At 24.1% G+C, this 17,849-nt stretch carries 20 protein-coding genes; 5 read left to right on the top strand and 15 right to left on the bottom strand.

Going from position 1 to position 17,849, the window contains the following annotated elements; genetic code table 4:
• Positions 1-89: 89 nt before the first annotated feature.
• Together parC and parE are read right to left on the bottom strand one after the other, a co-directional pair.
• Positions 90-2,678 (bottom strand): DNA topoisomerase IV subunit A, encoded by a 2,589-nt coding sequence (parC, locus tag ACJA29_RS01780; protein ID WP_406602911.1) that lies wholly within the window; start codon positions 2,676-2,678, stop codon positions 90-92.
• Positions 2,678-4,654, bottom strand: coding sequence for a DNA topoisomerase IV subunit B (gene parE / locus ACJA29_RS01775; RefSeq protein ID WP_406602910.1), 1,977 nt, complete (start codon positions 4,652-4,654; stop codon positions 2,678-2,680). Before parE ends, parC begins: the two co-directional genes overlap by 1 nt.
• 117 nt (positions 4,655-4,771) lie before the next feature.
• Here parE and ACJA29_RS01770 point away from each other — a divergent pair, with 117 nt between their 5' ends.
• The 3 genes from ACJA29_RS01770 (at position 4,772) to bsh (ending at position 6,721) form a co-directional block, all read left to right on the top strand.
• Positions 4,772-5,143, top strand: coding sequence for a hypothetical protein (locus ACJA29_RS01770; RefSeq protein ID WP_406602909.1), 372 nt, complete (start codon positions 4,772-4,774; stop codon positions 5,141-5,143).
• Between the two features lie 132 nt (positions 5,144-5,275).
• Complete coding sequence (locus tag ACJA29_RS01765) at positions 5,276-5,455, top strand: hypothetical protein (RefSeq protein WP_406602908.1); 180 nt, start codon at positions 5,276-5,278, stop codon at positions 5,453-5,455.
• A 303-nt stretch (positions 5,456-5,758) separates the two neighbouring features.
• A complete protein-coding gene (gene bsh, locus ACJA29_RS01760; protein WP_406602907.1) occupies positions 5,759-6,721 on the top strand; it encodes a choloylglycine hydrolase in 963 nt (320 codons plus the stop codon).
• 501 nt (positions 6,722-7,222) lie between these two features.
• Here the strand turns inward: bsh and ACJA29_RS01755 are convergent.
• The 3 genes from ACJA29_RS01755 to ACJA29_RS01745 form a co-directional block, all read right to left on the bottom strand.
• On the bottom strand, positions 7,223-7,753 hold the full coding sequence (locus tag ACJA29_RS01755; protein WP_406602906.1) for a hypothetical protein: 531 nt from the start codon (positions 7,751-7,753) through the stop codon (positions 7,223-7,225).
• A 176-nt stretch (positions 7,754-7,929) separates the two neighbouring features.
• On the bottom strand, positions 7,930-8,898 hold the full coding sequence (locus ACJA29_RS01750; RefSeq protein ID WP_406602905.1) for an IS30 family transposase: 969 nt from the start codon (positions 8,896-8,898) through the stop codon (positions 7,930-7,932).
• 581 nt (positions 8,899-9,479) lie between these two features.
• Complete coding sequence (locus ACJA29_RS01745; protein WP_406602904.1) at positions 9,480-10,583, bottom strand: IS30 family transposase; 1,104 nt, start codon at positions 10,581-10,583, stop codon at positions 9,480-9,482.
• A 150-nt stretch (positions 10,584-10,733) separates the two neighbouring features.
• Between ACJA29_RS01745 and ACJA29_RS01740 the strand changes: the two genes are divergently transcribed.
• Together ACJA29_RS01740 and ACJA29_RS01735 are read left to right on the top strand one after the other, a co-directional pair.
• Positions 10,734-11,084 carry a hypothetical protein gene (locus tag ACJA29_RS01740; protein ID WP_406602903.1) on the top strand — a complete coding sequence of 117 codons (351 nt, stop codon included), beginning with the start codon at positions 10,734-10,736 and terminating at the stop codon, positions 11,082-11,084.
• A gap of 65 nt (positions 11,085-11,149) precedes the next feature.
• Entirely contained in the window at positions 11,150-11,500 is a 351-nt protein-coding gene (locus tag ACJA29_RS01735; protein WP_406602902.1) for a hypothetical protein, read from the top strand.
• Positions 11,501-11,614: 114 nt separating this feature from the next.
• On the opposite strand, the gene rpsR is transcribed toward ACJA29_RS01735, so the two are convergent.
• From rpsR to ACJA29_RS01685, 10 genes are all read right to left on the bottom strand, one after another.
• Positions 11,615-11,857 (bottom strand): 30S ribosomal protein S18, encoded by a 243-nt coding sequence (gene rpsR, locus ACJA29_RS01730; protein ID WP_406602969.1) that lies wholly within the window; start codon positions 11,855-11,857, stop codon positions 11,615-11,617.
• A 46-nt stretch (positions 11,858-11,903) separates the two neighbouring features.
• Positions 11,904-12,383: a single-stranded DNA-binding protein gene (locus ACJA29_RS01725; protein WP_406602901.1), complete on the bottom strand. Its 480-nt coding sequence runs from the start codon at positions 12,381-12,383 to the stop codon at positions 11,904-11,906.
• Positions 12,383-12,808, bottom strand: a complete 426-nt coding sequence (rpsF, locus tag ACJA29_RS01720) for a 30S ribosomal protein S6 (protein WP_406602900.1) — start codon at positions 12,806-12,808, stop codon at positions 12,383-12,385. Before rpsF ends, ACJA29_RS01725 begins: the two co-directional genes overlap by 1 nt.
• Positions 12,809-12,909: 101 nt before the next feature.
• Positions 12,910-13,659, bottom strand: coding sequence for a type III pantothenate kinase (locus ACJA29_RS01715; protein ID WP_406602899.1), 750 nt, complete (start codon positions 13,657-13,659; stop codon positions 12,910-12,912).
• A gap of 64 nt (positions 13,660-13,723) precedes the next feature.
• Positions 13,724-15,205 (bottom strand): APC family permease, encoded by a 1,482-nt coding sequence (locus tag ACJA29_RS01710; protein WP_406602898.1) that lies wholly within the window; start codon positions 15,203-15,205, stop codon positions 13,724-13,726.
• A 20-nt stretch (positions 15,206-15,225) separates the two neighbouring features.
• Positions 15,226-15,756 carry a signal peptidase II gene (locus tag ACJA29_RS01705; protein WP_406602897.1) on the bottom strand — a complete coding sequence of 177 codons (531 nt, stop codon included), beginning with the start codon at positions 15,754-15,756 and terminating at the stop codon, positions 15,226-15,228.
• 6 nt (positions 15,757-15,762) lie between these two features.
• Complete coding sequence (gene nusG / locus ACJA29_RS01700) at positions 15,763-16,341, bottom strand: transcription termination/antitermination protein NusG (protein WP_406602896.1); 579 nt, start codon at positions 16,339-16,341, stop codon at positions 15,763-15,765.
• A 3-nt stretch (positions 16,342-16,344) separates the two neighbouring features.
• The gene (gene secE, locus ACJA29_RS01695; RefSeq protein WP_406602895.1) at positions 16,345-16,644 is read right to left on the bottom strand and encodes a preprotein translocase subunit SecE; all 300 of its coding nucleotides are present in this window, start codon (positions 16,642-16,644) and stop codon (positions 16,345-16,347) included.
• A complete protein-coding gene (gene rpmG / locus ACJA29_RS01690) occupies positions 16,644-16,784 on the bottom strand; it encodes a 50S ribosomal protein L33 (RefSeq protein ID WP_406602894.1) in 141 nt (46 codons plus the stop codon). Before rpmG ends, secE begins: the two co-directional genes overlap by 1 nt.
• A 33-nt stretch (positions 16,785-16,817) precedes the next feature.
• Positions 16,818-17,849, bottom strand: a complete 1,032-nt coding sequence (locus ACJA29_RS01685) for a nicotinate phosphoribosyltransferase (protein WP_406602893.1) — start codon at positions 17,847-17,849, stop codon at positions 16,818-16,820.

Raw genomic sequence — 17,849 nt, 5'->3', positions numbered from 1 at the left:
TATTCATCTGAAGATTTATCAACTAAAATCTTGCCATTTTTTTAAAAATAATAGTCTTTCACATAATTGTTTTTCGCCAAATGATTTTGCTAAATTTTTAATTTTTTCAAAATATCATCTATTTTAGTATCATCTATTTCTTTTAATCTTTTTTCATTAGTTTCAAATGCTTTATTTATTTTTTTTGTTGCTTCATCAACAATTTCATTTGATGTTTTTTGATCAAATTTAACTTTAAAATATTCATTATTTTCATTGATGTTGTAATTAATAATTGGATAAGCAACACCTGAAATTTTTGATATCTTAGCAAAATTATCATTAATAATATTATCAATATTAGTTGTATGATCAAAATTTAACATCATAATTTGATTGTTATTAGTATTAATAACAAAATTAGTTTTTTGATTTCTAATAATATCTCTAATAATATTTTTGCTACTTAAATTTTTAAAAAACTGTTGCCCTTTAGTTGCTCTTGAAGAATAAACAATAGCTGAAAAATTAATGTTTTTATAGTTATTATTACCAATAATTAAAGTTATCGAATCTTTATTATTCGCAACTCCAAAAGCTGTTACTCAATTATGTTCAACTTTAATTAAAGTATTCCCGCTAGCTCTTGCTGAAAGAATTGGTAATTCATTTTCGCTAAATTTAACAGTATGAGTTGTATTGGTTGTAATAATAATATCTTCAACACCATTTGATATTTTGGCAGCGATTAATTGATCATTAGCTTTTTTAAAACTTATTGCTTTCATTGTTTTAGAAATTCTTGAAGCTTCAAAATCTTTTAATAATACTCTTTTACCTATTCCTAATTTTGTTACTAAAATAACATAAGCTTTTACATCAAAAGAATTAATATCAATCACTGAAACAATTTTTTCATTATTACTTATTTCTACAAAATCACTAATAAATTGCCCTTCATCTTTTCATTTAGTTTCATTGATTTTATGAATTGGGATAATAGCATAATTTCCTAGCGAAGTAAATACTAATAATTTATTAATAGTATTAGAACGATCAAAATAAATAATTTGATCGTTTTCTTTAATAGCAAAAGTTGCTATTTCATTAGATTCAAAAGTTTTATTAGTAATTCTTTTTAAATACCCATCTTGAGATAATGAGACTCAACAAGATTCTTTTTTAATTAATTCTTCTTGTTTAATATTGATATTTAATTCTTCTTCATAAATTAATGTTTTTCTAGGTCTTGCATATTCTTTTTTAATTTGTTTAAACATTTCAATTAAATGTTGATCAAAAGCATTAGCATCTGATAATAATAATTTATAATAAGCAATTTTTTCTTCTAATTCTTTTTTCTCTTCATGATAAATAGAAACATCTGTCCGATTTAAACAATATAGTCTTAATTCAGCAATTGCTGTTGCTTGAACTAAAGTAAAATGTAAAATATTTTGCAAATTGGCAATAACTCCTTGTTTACCACCTGTAGATTCTCGAATTACTTTAATAACTTCATCAGGAATTTCGCTAACTCTAATTAATCCTATGATGATTTCTAATCTTTTTTCAAATTTAGCTAAATCAAATTGAATTGCTCTAGTTTTAACAATTCTAATATGATTTAAATAAGCATTAATCATTTTATCAATACCTAAAATTTTAGGTGCATAGTCAACAATTGTTACCATATTGTAGTTATAATAAATTTTCATATCTGTTTTTTGCATTAAAAAATTAACAATAGTTTGACTATTAGCATTTTCTTCTAGAATAATTGCAATAGAAATTCCATCTCGATCCGATTCATCTCTAACATCTTTAATTCCATTAATTTGACCATTAACTCTTAATTCATCAATATCACGAACTAATTTAGATTTAATAACTCCAAAAGGAATTTCCAAAATTCTAATTAATTCATTTTTGTTTTCTTTTTCAATGATATATTTACTACATAAATTAATTCTTCCTTGACCATTTTCAAAAGATGTTTCAATCCCTTTAGTTCCATAAATAATTCCACCAGTTGGAAAATCTGGACCTTTAATATATTTCATTAATGATTTTCAAGAAATTTCTGGATTTTTAATTTTAGCTACAACTGCATCTAATAATTCACCTAAATTATGAGGTGGTATTTCTGTCGCAAAACCTGAAGCAATTCCTTTAGCACCATTTAGAAGTAAATTAGGAATATATGAAGGTAAAACAGTTGGTTCTTTTTCAGTATCATCAAAATTAGGAGCAAAACTAACAGTATTTTTATCTAAATCCTGTAACATTAAAGAAGAAATTTTTGATAATTTTGCTTCAGTGTAACGCATAGCAGCAGCTGGATCATCATCAATTGATCCTTTATTTCCATGCATTTCAATTAAAGGTTCTCCCATTTTTCAATCTTGAGCCATTCTAACTAACGCTTCATAAATAGAACTATCACCATGTGGATGATACTTACCAATAACATCTCCTACTACCCGGGCTGATTTCTTGTATGATTTTTCATATTGCAATCCTAAATCATTCATGGAATATAAAATTCTTCTTTGTACCGGTTTTAAACCATCTCTTACATCAGGTAAAGCTCGTTGTTGAATAATATATTTTGAATATCGAGCAAAACGATCGGACATAATTGAGTCTAATGATTGATATTCTAATTTCTCATCATAAATAATCTTATCTTTACTCATTATTGATCACCAGTTTCTTTATTATTTACTATATCATGACCTTGATTAATTTGAAAATTATCTTCAAGTGAAAATTCTACATTTTTATTAATTCATTCTTTTCTCGGTTCAACAGCATCACCCATTAAAACTGAAACTCTTCTTTCTACAATTGCTTCATCTTGAATTGTTACTTTAATTAAAGTTCTTGATTTTGGATCCATTGTAGTTTCTCATAATTGATCTGAATTCATTTCTCCTAACCCTTTATATCTTTGAATCTCAAACCCTCTAATATTATTAGATTTTAAATAATTTTTTAAATCTAGTTCTGATCAAAAATAGAGATTTTCTTTTTTGTTTTTATTATTAAAACTTAGCTTAAATAATGGAGGTTGAGCAATATACAACATTCCTGCAGCTATTAAAGGTTTCATATATCTAAAGAAAAATGTTAAAAGTAAAATCTGAATATGAGCTCCATCTGTATCTGCATCTGTCATAATAATTACTTTATTGTACTTAGCATTTTCAATTTTAAAATCTGAACCAATTCCTGCATTAATACAATTAATAATTGTAGCAATCTCTTCATTTTTTAAAATATCAATTAATCTTGCTTTCTCAGTGTTTAATACTTTACCTCTTAAAGGTAAAATAGCTTGAAAACGACGATCACGACCCATTTTAGCAGAACCACCAGCCGAATCCCCTTCAACTAAATATAATTCTCTTTCAGAAGCTTTATTAGATAAAGCTGGTGTTAATTTACCTGATAAAATTTTTACTTCACTCATTTTATCTTTAGCTTTTCTAGATTCATTACGAGCTTTTCTGGCAGCTTCACGAGCTTCCCGAGATTGTTTTGATTTTAATAAAATTTTCTCTGAATTCTTTTTATTTTCATTTAATCAAAAATAAAGATTCTTTTGAATAGTTTCTTCCATAATTTTTTTAATTTCAGGAGTAGATAATTTATCTTTTGTTTGACCAACAAATTCTAAAATTGCTTCAGGGACTTTAACTGAAACAATAGCTACTAATCCTTCTCTAATATCAGATCCTTCAAAATTAGCATCTCTTGATTTTAAGAAACCCTTTTCTCTTGCATAATCATTAACGACTTTAGTAAGAGCTAACTTGAATGTACTTTCATGGGTTCCTCCATCACGTGTCTTAACATTATTTGCAAAAGAAACAATAGTTTCAGAATAGCTATCATTGTATTGCATTCCTATTTCTATTTCAATACCTGTTTCTTTATTTTTTTCATTTAAGTAAAAAATATCTGAAATAACAGTTTTATTTTGGTTAATAAATGAAACGAATGATTTGATTCCTTCTTTATAATGGAATTCTTCTTTTTGCTTTGATATTTCATCAATTACAGTTATTTTTAAATTTGATAGTAAAAATGAAGATTCCCTTAATCTTTCACAAATAACTTCATAAGAAAATTTAGCATTTTTAAAAATAGAGTAGTTAGGTCAAAATTGTACTTTTGTTCCTCTTTTATTAGTTGAACCTATTTCTTTTGTTCTTTGAACAATATAGTCGCCATTTTCAAATTTGGTTTCATATATTTTATTATCACGATAAACTGTTGCAATTAAATGAGTACTTAAAGCATTAACAACAGAAGAACCTACACCATGAAGTCCTCCAGCAGTTTTATAAGCATCATTATTGAATTTTCCTCCAGCATGTAATTCAGTAAAAACAGTTTCTACTCCTGATTTGCCACTAGCATGCAAATCTACAGGAATACCTCTTCCATTATCTTCTACAATTACAGAGCCATCTTGTTTTAAAGTCACATGAATGTTGTTAGCAAATCCTGCTAAAACTTCATCTACTGAATTATCAAAAATTTCTCAAATTAAATGATGTAACCCATTAACATCGGTTGATCCAATATACATTCCCGGTCTTTTTCTTACAGCTTCTAAACCTTTTAAAGTAACAATATTTTTAGCACTATAATTTGAATTTGTCATAATAATTTAATTTAATTATATTATTAAATATAAATTATTACTTAATTAATATCTATTAAAATTATTACAAGAAAATTAGGAATAAATTTCTATTTCAACTTTGATAAAATTTAAATCATGTATATTATCAACAAAAAGAAAATGAATGAATTGTCAAATTTATCTAATGATCCTAAAATTGAATTAGTAGAAGAAACAAAGAAATCTTATAAAATTAAAATTACTGGAGATAAAGATAAAGTGAAAAAATCATCTTTTGAAAATAAAGTATTAGAGTTTATGTCAGATATGACAGAATTTGTTAAAGAACAAAAAGAGTTTAACGAAGAACAAAAGGAATTTAATAATTCAGTAGTTGATTTTATAGAAGAACAAAAGGAATTTAATAAAGAACAAAAGGAGTTTAATCAAAAAGTCGATCAAAGACTAAGTGTTCTTGAATCTTTTCATAAAGATGATTTTAAAAAAATTACAAATCATAAAAAATAATTTATTAAAATTCTTACAATAAAATTAGAATATAAAGTTACCAAAATGAATACCGATAAATAAAAAACCAGGGATTTCTCCCTGACTATCTTTGAAAAATATAAAAAAACAAAAAAAGGACACTTAAATTATATGAAACTTCAATTTATATTAGAAAAAGAATTAGAAAAAATTAATTTAATTTTTGCATTAATGAATCAAATATCTGATTCTTCTCAAGAAAACTTTATTCCAAAAATGATGAAAAGATATGAATTCATATCTAACTTAACAAATTATTCTGTTGAAACAATAAGAAAAGATGTTTTTTAAAACTAAAACTTATTTTTATCATAGAATAAAAAATTATTCTTATAAACTATATTATTATGATTCAAATATTTATCTTAATAGATTAAATAATAAGAGAAAAAAATTAACCATAACAAAAGAAGAAAAACGCCTACCGAATATTTTAACTTTGATAAATATTGTAAAATTATGAAATACAAGGAATTATTGGTATTGAAATTGGTAACTTTATATAAAATATATTAGCTATTTTGATTATGAATAATATTAAAATAATATTAGATTAAAATAATAATTAATATCAAATGTACAAGGAGAGTTAATATGTGTACCGCAATAAAATATAAAAATAATTTTTATGGTAGAAATTTGGATCTTGAATATGAATTACCATGAACAAAAGTTATAATCATGCCAAAAAATTATTTATTAAAATTTAAATCTAATAATGAAAATATTGATATTAAATATTCCCTTATAGGAATGGGAATGATTGCAAATGAATATCCATTATTTTATGATGCTATGAATGAAAAAGGATTGTTTATGGCTGGTTTATATTTTAATGGTTATGCAAAATATTTTGAAAAACAGAATGACAAAAACAATGTAACACCTTTTGAATTTATTCCTTACATATTAGGTTCATGTTCATCAGTTGATGAAGTGAAAAAAATTTTACAAAACGTTAATATTGTTGATATTCCATTTAGCAAAGAAATACCCCTAACCCCATTGCATTGAATAATTTGTGATGATAAACAATGTATTGTAGTGGAATCTACAAGTGATGGATTACAAATTTATGACAATCCTTACAAAACATTAACTAATAACCCTAGATTTAATTTTCATTTAGAAAATATGAATAATTATGTTAATATATCACCTGATTCTAGAACAAATCTATTTGATTCTAATATTAAAATTATTTCTAATGGAGCTGGAACAATAGGTTTACCAGGATCTCTTACATCACAAGATCGTTTTGTAAGAGCGGCTTTTACTAATTCAGTTTCTACATCAAATAATAATGAAGAAGATATTAGTCAATTTTTTCATATTTTAGATTCTGTTGCTCAAACAAGAGGTACAGTGCATGCTCATGAAAATAAGAATGAATTAACTGTTTATTCTGATTGTTATGATTTTAATAATAAAACTCTTTATTATAAAACTTATTCAAATAATAGATTGACAGCAATATCACTAAATAATAGTTATGACAAAAATAAATTAACATCATATGATCTTGAATTAAAACAAGATATTAAATGAGTTAAATAAACGAAAGCTATATTTATATAAATATCTGTGCAATATATCAATATATATTCTTAAAAAAATAGCCACTTCAAATAAGGAAGAGAGAGAGAGAGAGAGAGAGCTTTATTTAGCTCTTTTAAAATTTGATCAATATGTAGTAAAGTAAAACAATTTAATAAAAAATTGTCATTAATTCAAAAAGATATTATCATTTTTGATCAAGGAATTGGAGATATTTATCAATTAGATTATTATTCAACTATTTCATCATCTAAAGTTTAAAACAATACAAAGAATATAGTAATCAATAAATATATCAAGAAATAAAGAATTTAGAAAAATATAAAATTATAAAGAAAATAAATAAAAGAAATGCTAGTTACTTTATTGAATATGATTTAATAAAATAAATATAGTTAGTTTATTAAAAATCCTTATTGTTAAAATCTAACAATATAAATTATCACATCAAAAAAAATAGCAACTATCAATAAGTTGCTTTCATATTAATATATTAGTTACCTATACATTTTCAATTTTTGTTGTACTTTTGAAGTGAAGGTCTACAGATATAGTTCAAGATCCTTTTGCCGAAACAGTATATTTTGTATCTTCATTATTAACTGAATAATATAGAGCTGCTACTTTTTTTGGTTCAACATCTGTTGTAATTGTAAATGTAAGGTTTTTAACATTGTAGTAATGGTGACTTCCATCTGTATGATATGCCACACTGCCAGGTTCTATTGATGTTAAATTTTTATTTCATTCAACATAAGTCACTGTTCCATTAACTTGTCTTCTTGTTACTTGTTTAATAAATTCAGAAACAATATAATTGCTTTGTAAGATATGTGCTATCATTCCATTTCTATCATTAACATCAATATATGTAATAGTAGGTTGTTGATTATCATTATCTCCACCACCAGGAGTTGAATTATCTCCACCACCAGGAGTTGAATTATCTCCACCACCAGGTTTATTATCTCCAGCTGGAGGCAATTGATCTACAGAATTATTGTTATTGTTTCCACATGAAACAATTGACATTGGAACCACTGCTAAAGCAGCAATACTTGCTACTAATTAATAATTTTAGCAGCAATACTTGCTACTAATTCTTTTTTGTAATGACAATTGCAACACTATATCTATTATAAAAAAGAAATGTTTAAAAAAGAAAAATTGAAATTATTAATTTCAAATTTGATCTATTAATTTTAAAATTAATTATTTATTTTATTAAAGACATCATAACTTGATTTCCAATTAAATATTTCTCTAGGCATTTTATTAATTTTATTTTGGGTATCTAAAATATCATTATTAGATAATAAAGAAAAATCTGTTCCTTTTTTTCAAAATCTTCTAATGATTCCATTTACATGTTCATTTGATCCTCTTTGATAAGAAGCAAAAGGTTCACAAAAATAAACAATACATTTTAATCATTTGGCTAATAAACCAATCTTAGAAAATTCAATTCCATTATCAATGGTTATAGATTTAACACATAACTTATTTCTTTTTATCAATTGATAAACTTTTGAATTTAATTTCATAGGGTTTTTAGATTGAATTTTTTCAATAAAAACCATTCTTGTTTGTCTTTCTTGAAAAGTTATTAGATTTTCAAACCCATGCTCTCTTTTTCCAATAATTAAATCCATCTCTCAATGACCAAATTCTTGTCTATTATCAATGTATTTAGGCCTTGCTCATATAGGGATTATAAGAGAATTAGTGAATTTAGAAAATATTCCTTTCTTTCTTTTTCTGCCCTTAAGATAATATTGTCTTAACAAATCTTTTCTTTTAATTTCTCATCGATTTGATTTAATTCAATTATATATTTGTCTTCATGTAATTTTAGTTGTATTATTTTGTAATTTATAATAAGTTGTCTTAATTCCTGAATATCTTTTATCAAATTTTTGGATAAACTGATCAGTGAATTTTTCATATTTTAATAAATACATTGAATGATTATGTCATCTTCTTCTAATAGTTTTTTCTTGTGCTACATTGTGATCATAAAAACCATCAAAGGTATTTCTTTTCAATTCACGAGATATTGTGGATTTAGAGCGTTTTAGTGTTTTGGCAATTTCAGAAATTGATTTTTGTTCTTGATTAAATAAAATATCTATTAAATATCTCTCATTATGAGATAATTTATTTTGGTTATTTAACATCTTTTCTTTTCCTTTCCTTAAATGAATGAATAGTACAGAGGGGAGGGGTTGGAAAAGATTTTTTTATAAAAAAAATCACAATCCAACCTCTAATAATTTTATAAATTAATTAGTGTTGCGATTGTGATTACAATTTGGGATTTTAGCAGCAATACTTGCTACTAATTAATAATTGTTTTAATTTCATATTTACCCTCCTTTTGTTAAAATGTAACAATATACATTATAACACCAAAATTAATTATATAAAGTTACCAAATTAAATACCGATAAATAAAAAACCAGAGATTTCTCCCTGGTTGTCCTTGTAAAATAAATAAAGACAAAAAGGACACTTAAATTATATGGTGCTTCAATTTATATCTGAAAAAGAATTAGAAAAAATTAATTTTATCTTTACATTATGAACAAATTATCAGATTCTTTATAGAATAAAAAATTATTCTTACAAGATCTATTATTATGATGTAAATATTTATCTTTTGCGACTAAATAACAAAAGAAAAAAATTAAAGAAAATTAGGTATAAAATTACCAATTTCAATACCGATAATTCCTTGTATTTCATAATTTTACAATATTTATCAAAGTTGAAATATTCGGTGGGTGTCTTTCTTTTCTAATAATTTAAAGTATTTTTGTAGCTCTTCTTGAGTAACGGTGGTTCCCAATTTGTATTTACTAGTATTTTGTAAATAAGTTTCTGCATTAATTACAAGTGCAATTAGATCACAATCATCTTGGGTTAAATTTTTGAAAGATTTGCCTTTTGGAATAAATTTTCTTATTTGCTTATGTTTTTGTTCAATTGAACCTTTTTGTCAAGAAGAATATGGATTAGTGGAAAATCATGGAATATTTAATTTAACTAGGTCATAATTTTCAGTTCCATTGTCTGATGTAATCGATTTGATTTCTTGATTCATATTTTCGATGTTATTTTCTACTGCTTTTAAAAATTCATCACTTTGTTTATTTTCATAAATAGTTATGGATAATCTTCTAGATTTTCGATCAATCATTGTAGAAAGATATTTATTATCAGTTTTAGTTCCTTCTACAGTATCTACTTCAACATCACCATATCTAATTCTTTTATTGATAATTTCATCTCTTTGATCAATGGGTATTGCAATTACTCTTTTGCCTATTTTATGGGGTTTTTTATAGTATTTACCATGCTTTAGGTATGGAAATATTCTTAATGTTACTCCACTTATTTTATTTTGCCTAATTAAGTGATATAAATGCTTTGGAGAATAATATAATCCTAATTTCTCTTTGATTATCTTGGATAAGGTTTTGGCAGAAGTTTTATTGCCGGTTGCTTTAGCTACTGTTCTTATCAATTTAGCAACTTCTAAGTGTTTAGATAAGCAATTTTGTTGTTTTATTATTTCTAATTTTTTTCTCTTATTATTTAATCTATTAAGATAAATATTTGAATCATAATAATATAGTTTATAAGAATAATTTTTTATTTTTTTATAACAATAAGTTTTAGTTTTAAAAAGCATTTTTCTAATTGTTTCAACAGAATAATTTGTTGCTTTTGAGATGAATTCATATCTTTTCATCATTTTTGGAATAAAGTTTTCTTGAGAAGAATCAGATATTTGATTCATTAATGCAAAAATTAAATTAATTTTTTCTAATTCTTTTTCAAATATAAATTGAAGTTTCATATAATTTAGTTGTCCTTTTCGGTTTTTTATATTTTACAAGGACAGCCAGGGAGAAATCTCTGGTTTTTTATTTATCGGTATTCATTTTGGTAACTTTATAAAAGAAAATTAGGATTAAATTTCAACTTCAACTTTGATAAAATTTAAATCATGTCCATTATCAACAAGAGAAAAATGAATGAATTGTTAAATTTATCTAATGATCCTAAAATTGAATTAGTAGAAGAAACAAAGAAATCTTATAAAATTAAAATTACTGGAGATAAAGATAAAGTGAAAAAAGCATCTTTTGAAAATAAAGTATTAGAGTTTATGTCAGATATGAAAGAATTTGTTAAAGAACAAAAGGAATTTAATAATTCAGTAGTTGATTTTATAGAAGAACAAAAGGAATTTAATAAAGAACAAAAGGAGTTTAATCAAAAAGTCGATCAAAGACTAAGTGTTCTTGAATCTTTTCATAAAGATGATTTTAGAAGAAATACAAATCATAAAAAATAATTTATTAAAATATTACAAGAAAATTAGGAATAAATTTCTATTTCAACTTTGATAAAATTTAAATCATGTCAATTATCAACAAGAAGAGAATGAATGAATTGTTAAATTTATCTAATGATCCTAAAATTGAATTAGTAGAAGAAACAAAGAAATCTTATAAAATTAAAATTACTGGAGATAAAGATAAAGTGAAAAAATCATCTTTTGAAAATAAAGTATTAGAGTTCATGTCAGATGTGACTGAATTTATGAAAGATATGAATGAATTTGTTAAAGAACAAAAGGAATTTAATAATTCAGTAGTTGATTTTATAGAAGAACAAAAGGAATTTAATCAAAAAGTTGATCAAAGACTAAGTGTTCTTGAATCTTTTCATAAAGATGATTTTAGAAAAAATGCAAATCATAAAAAATAATTTATTTGTAAAGACCTAAAGTAATATTTTTTTGATTATACATAATTTGATAGTAAATAAAAAAAGCTCCTAGTTGGGCTTTTTTTATGTTTTCTTTTTGATATAAATTTATTATTATCTTCTTATTCTTTCAGAAATAAATGGGATTAAAGCCATAATACGAGCTCTTTTAATAGCTGTGCTTAATCCTCTTTGATGTCTTGCACATGTACCTGTTACTCTTGAAGATAAAATTTTTCCATGAATATTAATAAATTTAGAAATAACTTCAACATTTTTATAATCAATATATTCCATTTTATCTAAACAAAACATACAAGGTCTTCTTTTAGAATTTTTTCTCTTTTTATTATTTAATGTTTTTTTTACTATTAATGACATAACTTAGTTCTCCTTAAATTAATTAAAAATCCAATTCTCAAGGATTATTATCATCTTCTGTTAATTCATTTTTTTGATCTTCTTCATAGAAAGTAGGTTGATTTAAATTATTAATTGATGATTCATTTCCAGTGTGAGCGATAGTTGAATTTTTACGACTATTTCTAGCTTGAGTAATAGATCTTGGTTCTAAAGATTTAATTTGTTCAACAACAATTGATAATGAAGAAACAATATCCCCCGATTTAGTAGTATATTGAGAAGATTGGATGGTTCCTACAATATTTACTAAATCTCCCTTGCCAAAAAAGCGACTCATATATGTTGCATTATTACCAAAAGCAACTACCGGAATAAAATCAGTTATTTCTTCGCTATTTCGACCTTGATTGTCTCTTGTAATTGCTAAATTAGTTCTTACATAATTGATATTGCTTTTTGATTCTTGCATCACAATATCTTGAGACAAACGACCAATCAATATTACTTTATTTAAATTCATTATTTTTTATCTTTTTTTACCTTTTCTGTTTTTGTTTGTTCAGAATTAAAGCTTTTTCTTTTAGGAATTTTATTTTCAGAATTTGAATTATTTTCTTGATTCATTCTTTCTGGATTATGTTTTCTGAATTTTTTAGGTTTTCTTTGCAACCCTTTTTCAGTATCTAAATTTATACTCATGATTCTTCAAATACTTTTTGTGATATTTGATTTTCTTGTAAATTCGTTAATTTCATCACCTGTTGCACTAACATTAACAACAAAGTAATTAGCAGTTTTTGATTTATTGATCTCATATGCTAAATCTGTACGCTCCATTTTTTCAATTTGAGCTTCTTTTGATTTAAAAGTTGACTTAACAATTTCAGATATTACTTTTTCATCTGAAGTAGGATCAAGAATCAACATAATTTCATATTTTGACATGTTGACCTCCTTATGGTCTTTACAAATGGATATTTATAAAATAAATATCAAGGAGTAAATCCTCAATGATTATTATAACAAAATATTTTATTCTCACAAGTTTATTCTTTATTTTGATTTTGATCTAAAATGAAAAGACCAATAATTTCTAGATTATCAATAAATCATCATTTATTTGTAGAAAAATAGTGACTATCTCCACCCGAACAAATAATAGGGCAATCTGTGTTTAATTCTTTTTGTAATTTTTTGACAATGTTTTCAACATTATTAATTAATCCTATTGATATTGCTTCATTAGAGTTAAATCCTAATAATTGTTCTACATGACTTAATTCAATATTTTGAATATTTGTATTTCGAGCAATATTTTTCATTGATTGACTAATACCATCTAAAATAATGCAACCTGAAAATTTGCTATTTTTAATATGGTAAATGGCACATACTGTTCCTGCCGAAACTACAATTGCTTCTTCTACAAAACTATTTACATAATTAGTTTGAGCTAATAAATCTGCTCCTAATTGATATGGATTATATAAATTAGATAAATCAATATGAGGAAAATCTTGATATGAAATGAAATGAATTTCTTTACCTATAGAAGAAAAGTATTGCTCTATACTATCATTGATTGAAGGGACAACTGAACTTATATATATCTTATTAATTTCTATTAATTCATCTGTTAAAGATTTTATATATTGATCTAATACTTCTGAATAATCAGAATTTTTCAATTGTTCTGTACTAATTTTATGAGTTTTTAACTCATTAATATTATTTGTTAATGAAAATCCAAAAAGTGTATTTGTATTACCAATATTAATATATAAATTCGTTAACATTACAAATTTATATTATAGTATAAACTGCTTATAATTATTTTTTTATAATGTTGAATATTTAAATTTAACTTTGACGCATTTTCCTTTTTTCAATAATTTTAAAATTAATAAATGGAAATGAAAAGAAAATAGCAAAGAAAACTATATATAAAATTAAAACATTTAAATTATTAATAGGAATACCTTGAGTCACAGATAATCCTCATCCATCATATGAAGCATTTCATGATTTAATAGCAGCTTCAAGCACAAAGTAAATATTTAAACCAATCGCTAATAAAACCCAAATCAAAGCAACCCAAACTGCAATTGCGTATCAATGACGATATTTATTATTTTTATTGGATTTTAAATAAATATTTTTTCAATATAAAAATATTAAATAAGCATATATTGGAAAAATTGCCACTACTACTAAATTAGAAAATCCATCAATTAATCCATCATGATTAATAATAATTGAAGGAATTAAAATAATTAAAGATCAAAAAGAAACTACTAATACAAATGAGATTAAAGCACTTTTGCTATTATTAAATTTTGATTTTATTTTGTTAATGAAAAAGATATTTTCACGAATCACTAGATTATTATATTCATGTAAAGCTGAACCACAAATAGAATTAGTTGTCCCAAAAGCTGAAATAAAAATAGTAATAGTAATAAAAATAGTTATTCCCAATTTAACATTTTGAGGTAAAGAATCTAAAAGAACATTTAAGATAGTAGTTTTATCAGAATTGTAATGAAAAATAGAAGCTATACAAATTAAAGAATAAATAACAGTAACAAAAACTAATGCAAAAATAATAACTCTAGATACAGCTTTTTCTCCACCTTTAATATTATTAGATCAAGAACCAATCCCAATAAAAGAATCAAATGAAAATAAAACCCCTGGAATTGATAGCATTATTCCTTGAATTGCTTTATCAGGACTAATAGTAATTTGAAAACCATTAGTACCTCCAGAATTATGTTGATTAAAAAAAGATATTCCAATGATGATAACCATAATTAAAGGAATTATTTTTAAAATTGAAGTAACAAAAGAAATATGACTACTAAATTTAATAGAAAAATAATTGTTTAAAACAAAAAAAGCTAAGAAACAAATAGTAATTATTGCATATATTCCTAAATGGATTTCTACATTAATAACCGGTTTAAAAATTTCTATAAAAAATTCTGTAGTAAAAAATGATAGTGAAATCAATAAAATTGGATGATAAAATAATCCATAATTTATAGAAGATATTTTCTTAAATCAAGTATTTTTAACATCTGTTGTTTCATGAATTCATAAATTCAAACCTGTAATTCCATTTTTTGATTTAATAGCAGAAATTTTTCCAAAATGAAATGCTAATAAAATTGATAATAATCCTGTAATAATTCATGAAAATAATCATGCTATTCCATTTCCTTCAACATTTGCACCAACTGCAGCATTTTTTAAGAAAATCCCTATTCCTACTATTGATGTAAAACAAATAGAAAAAGCAGAAATAAATCCTATTTTTTTCTTTTCTTTATGATTATTCATTTTGATCTTCCTTTCTTTGTTTATTTTTTAAAATAAGGTATTAAATATAAAGTTAATATAGTAATTAGAAATCCAAAACTTCCTATAATAACATCCATATCAGCAAAGTTAAATGTTCCTTTATCTAATCATGGTGTAAAAATAATATCTCTTACATAGGAAAAAGCTAGTCGGTCAACAGTATTACCTAATGATCCTGAAAAAATAAATGCAATAAAAATTGATAATAAGATGTTTTTTCAAAAAATTAAAGAAATTAAACAGACAATTAAAATAAAAATATTGATAGTAGAAACTAAAACAATATCAATTTTTGCATCACCAAAGACTGTTAAACCCGGGTTTGGATAGCTTCTTATACCAAATAATCAATTTTGATAAGTAATTTGATTTGAATTACCTTCATCAAATAAATATTGTTTAGTTAATAAATCAATTAATAATAAAACAAAAATTAAAGATAAAAAAACAACATAATTTATAATGATAGTTTTTTTATTATCTATTATATAAGATAAAAAATTTCTTAAAAGATGCTTGAATTTTCTCACAAGATATTAATCTTCCTTAATTATTTGTAAATTGTTATATGGGAATTCTACAGGTACTTTTCTTCCAAAAGTTATAATTTCAACTACAGCTGATAAATTATCAAAATTAGTTTCAATAATTACTCCTCTTTCATCTTTGAATGTTCCTTCTTTAATTTTTACAACAACTCCTTCTTGATATGGATTTTTGTATTCAATTGAATTAAATTCATTAATTTTTTCTTGTTGTCTTTTAACCATTTTTTCAAATTCTTTATTTGAAATTGGAGTTGGTTTAGATCCTCCACCACTAGAACCTATTAATCCTGTAATATATTCTGTATTTCTAACTAAAAATCATGCTTCATCTGTCATTTCCATTTTAATGAAAATATAACCTTTGTATAAGTTTTCTTCTTTAATTTTATAATCTTTTCCTTGAGCTTTTTTGATAGTTTCTTTAGAACTAATTGTAGGAATTCAAAAAACTTTTATTTCTTCAAATAAATCTTGCATATTAGCAGTTTCAATTTTATTTTTTAAACTTTCAATAATCTTTTTTTCTTTTCCAGTGATAATTGAAATCATGTATCATTCTTTTTTCATATTTTAATTAGCTCCTATCATAGTTCATATTTGATTTGTGCATCAAGATACTGCAGCAAAGATAATTACTAAAAATATTATAAACACAAATACTAAAAAAAAATATAATCAATTTTTTTTAGATGTTGGTCATGTAATTCTCTTTAATTCTTTAACAAAATTTCTTATTGGGTATGCTTTAGTTTTGTCTGGTTCATGAATTATGCTTTCTTTTTTTTCTTGATCAAGAATTTGTTCTTTATCATTATTTTTTGTTTCTTCTTTTTTTACTATGTTTTCTTGATACTCTTTATTTTCTTCCATTATTTTTCTTCCTTATGTATTTGATGAGAACCACAATTTTTACAAAATTTGTTTTTTACTAAACGCTCTATTGATGACTTGTTTTCATAATAATTTTTTTTATGACAAACTTCACAAGCTAAAGCAACTTTCTTTTTCATAAACTTTTATAGATAAAATTATAATAAAAAATATTATTTTTTTCTTTGATATAGTTTTAGATTTTCATTATGATTATATTTACGACCTTCTTTAGCTTCTAATTGATGATTATTTTTTACAGCATCACAAGTATATTGATGATTGATTTTTAAAATATAATCTCCAACACCATAAGCATCAACAGGAGCTTTAGAAGCTTCAAAATGTGCTATTTTCTCAGGATCAAACCCTGAAGAAACAATAATTTTGACATGTTTTCCACCATTTTCATCTAAAGCTTTTCTTAGTCTTTTAATTTGTTCAACACAAACACCTTTATATTGGTCACGATTTTTTTCATTATCAAACATATGATCAATCATATTTTTTGATGTATCTACCCTTACTCCATGCAATTGTTGCCCAAATGCTTCTAAGACAATTAAAGAATCTTTAATTACATCATTAGAATAATCTACTAGAGCAATCAATTCTTTTTCTTGTGGAAATAATTCTTTGTAACAAAGCATTGCTGCTAACAAATCCCCTTTAAAATGTTGAATTAAAACATGAGGAATAGAACCAAAAATAACATCAGGATTATTTCGAGAACCCGCCATTGTAGAATGTCCTACAAGTCCACCCACTTCAACAGCATGTCCATCAATTTCTTGATTAATATAATGATCTCCTCGATCACCCATATAAATAACTTGCTTTCCATTTGCAGCTTTTTTGCAATGATAACTATTTGTTGCAATTGAAGTAGAACGAGCTAAAATGCCATCTATTACTCCTTCAAAAATGCCAAATTCTTGATATTTTCCTTCTAGTTCTAAAACAACATCCAAATTATTAATTAATGTTCCTTCAGGTAAGTATTTAATTGTGTATTTTGTAGTATCAGTATTTTCTTCTAAAAATCTCAAAGCTTCATCAATACCTGCTAAAATAACATCATTTTTCCTCTGAAAAAATTGCATAGTTACAATAACATCTGGTTTAAATTTTTTAATAATTTCTTCTGCAATAAAAAAATAATTTGCAACATATTTACGATTTTTATTTGTTTTTGAAATAGCCAT

Source organism: Metamycoplasma sualvi (assembly GCF_045276925.1).
Lineage (GTDB): Bacteria > Bacillota_I > Bacilli_A > Mycoplasmatales > Metamycoplasmataceae > UBA710.
The sequence above is the reverse complement of the archived record's forward strand: the minus strand, read 5'-3'. Positions and strand labels throughout refer to the sequence as shown.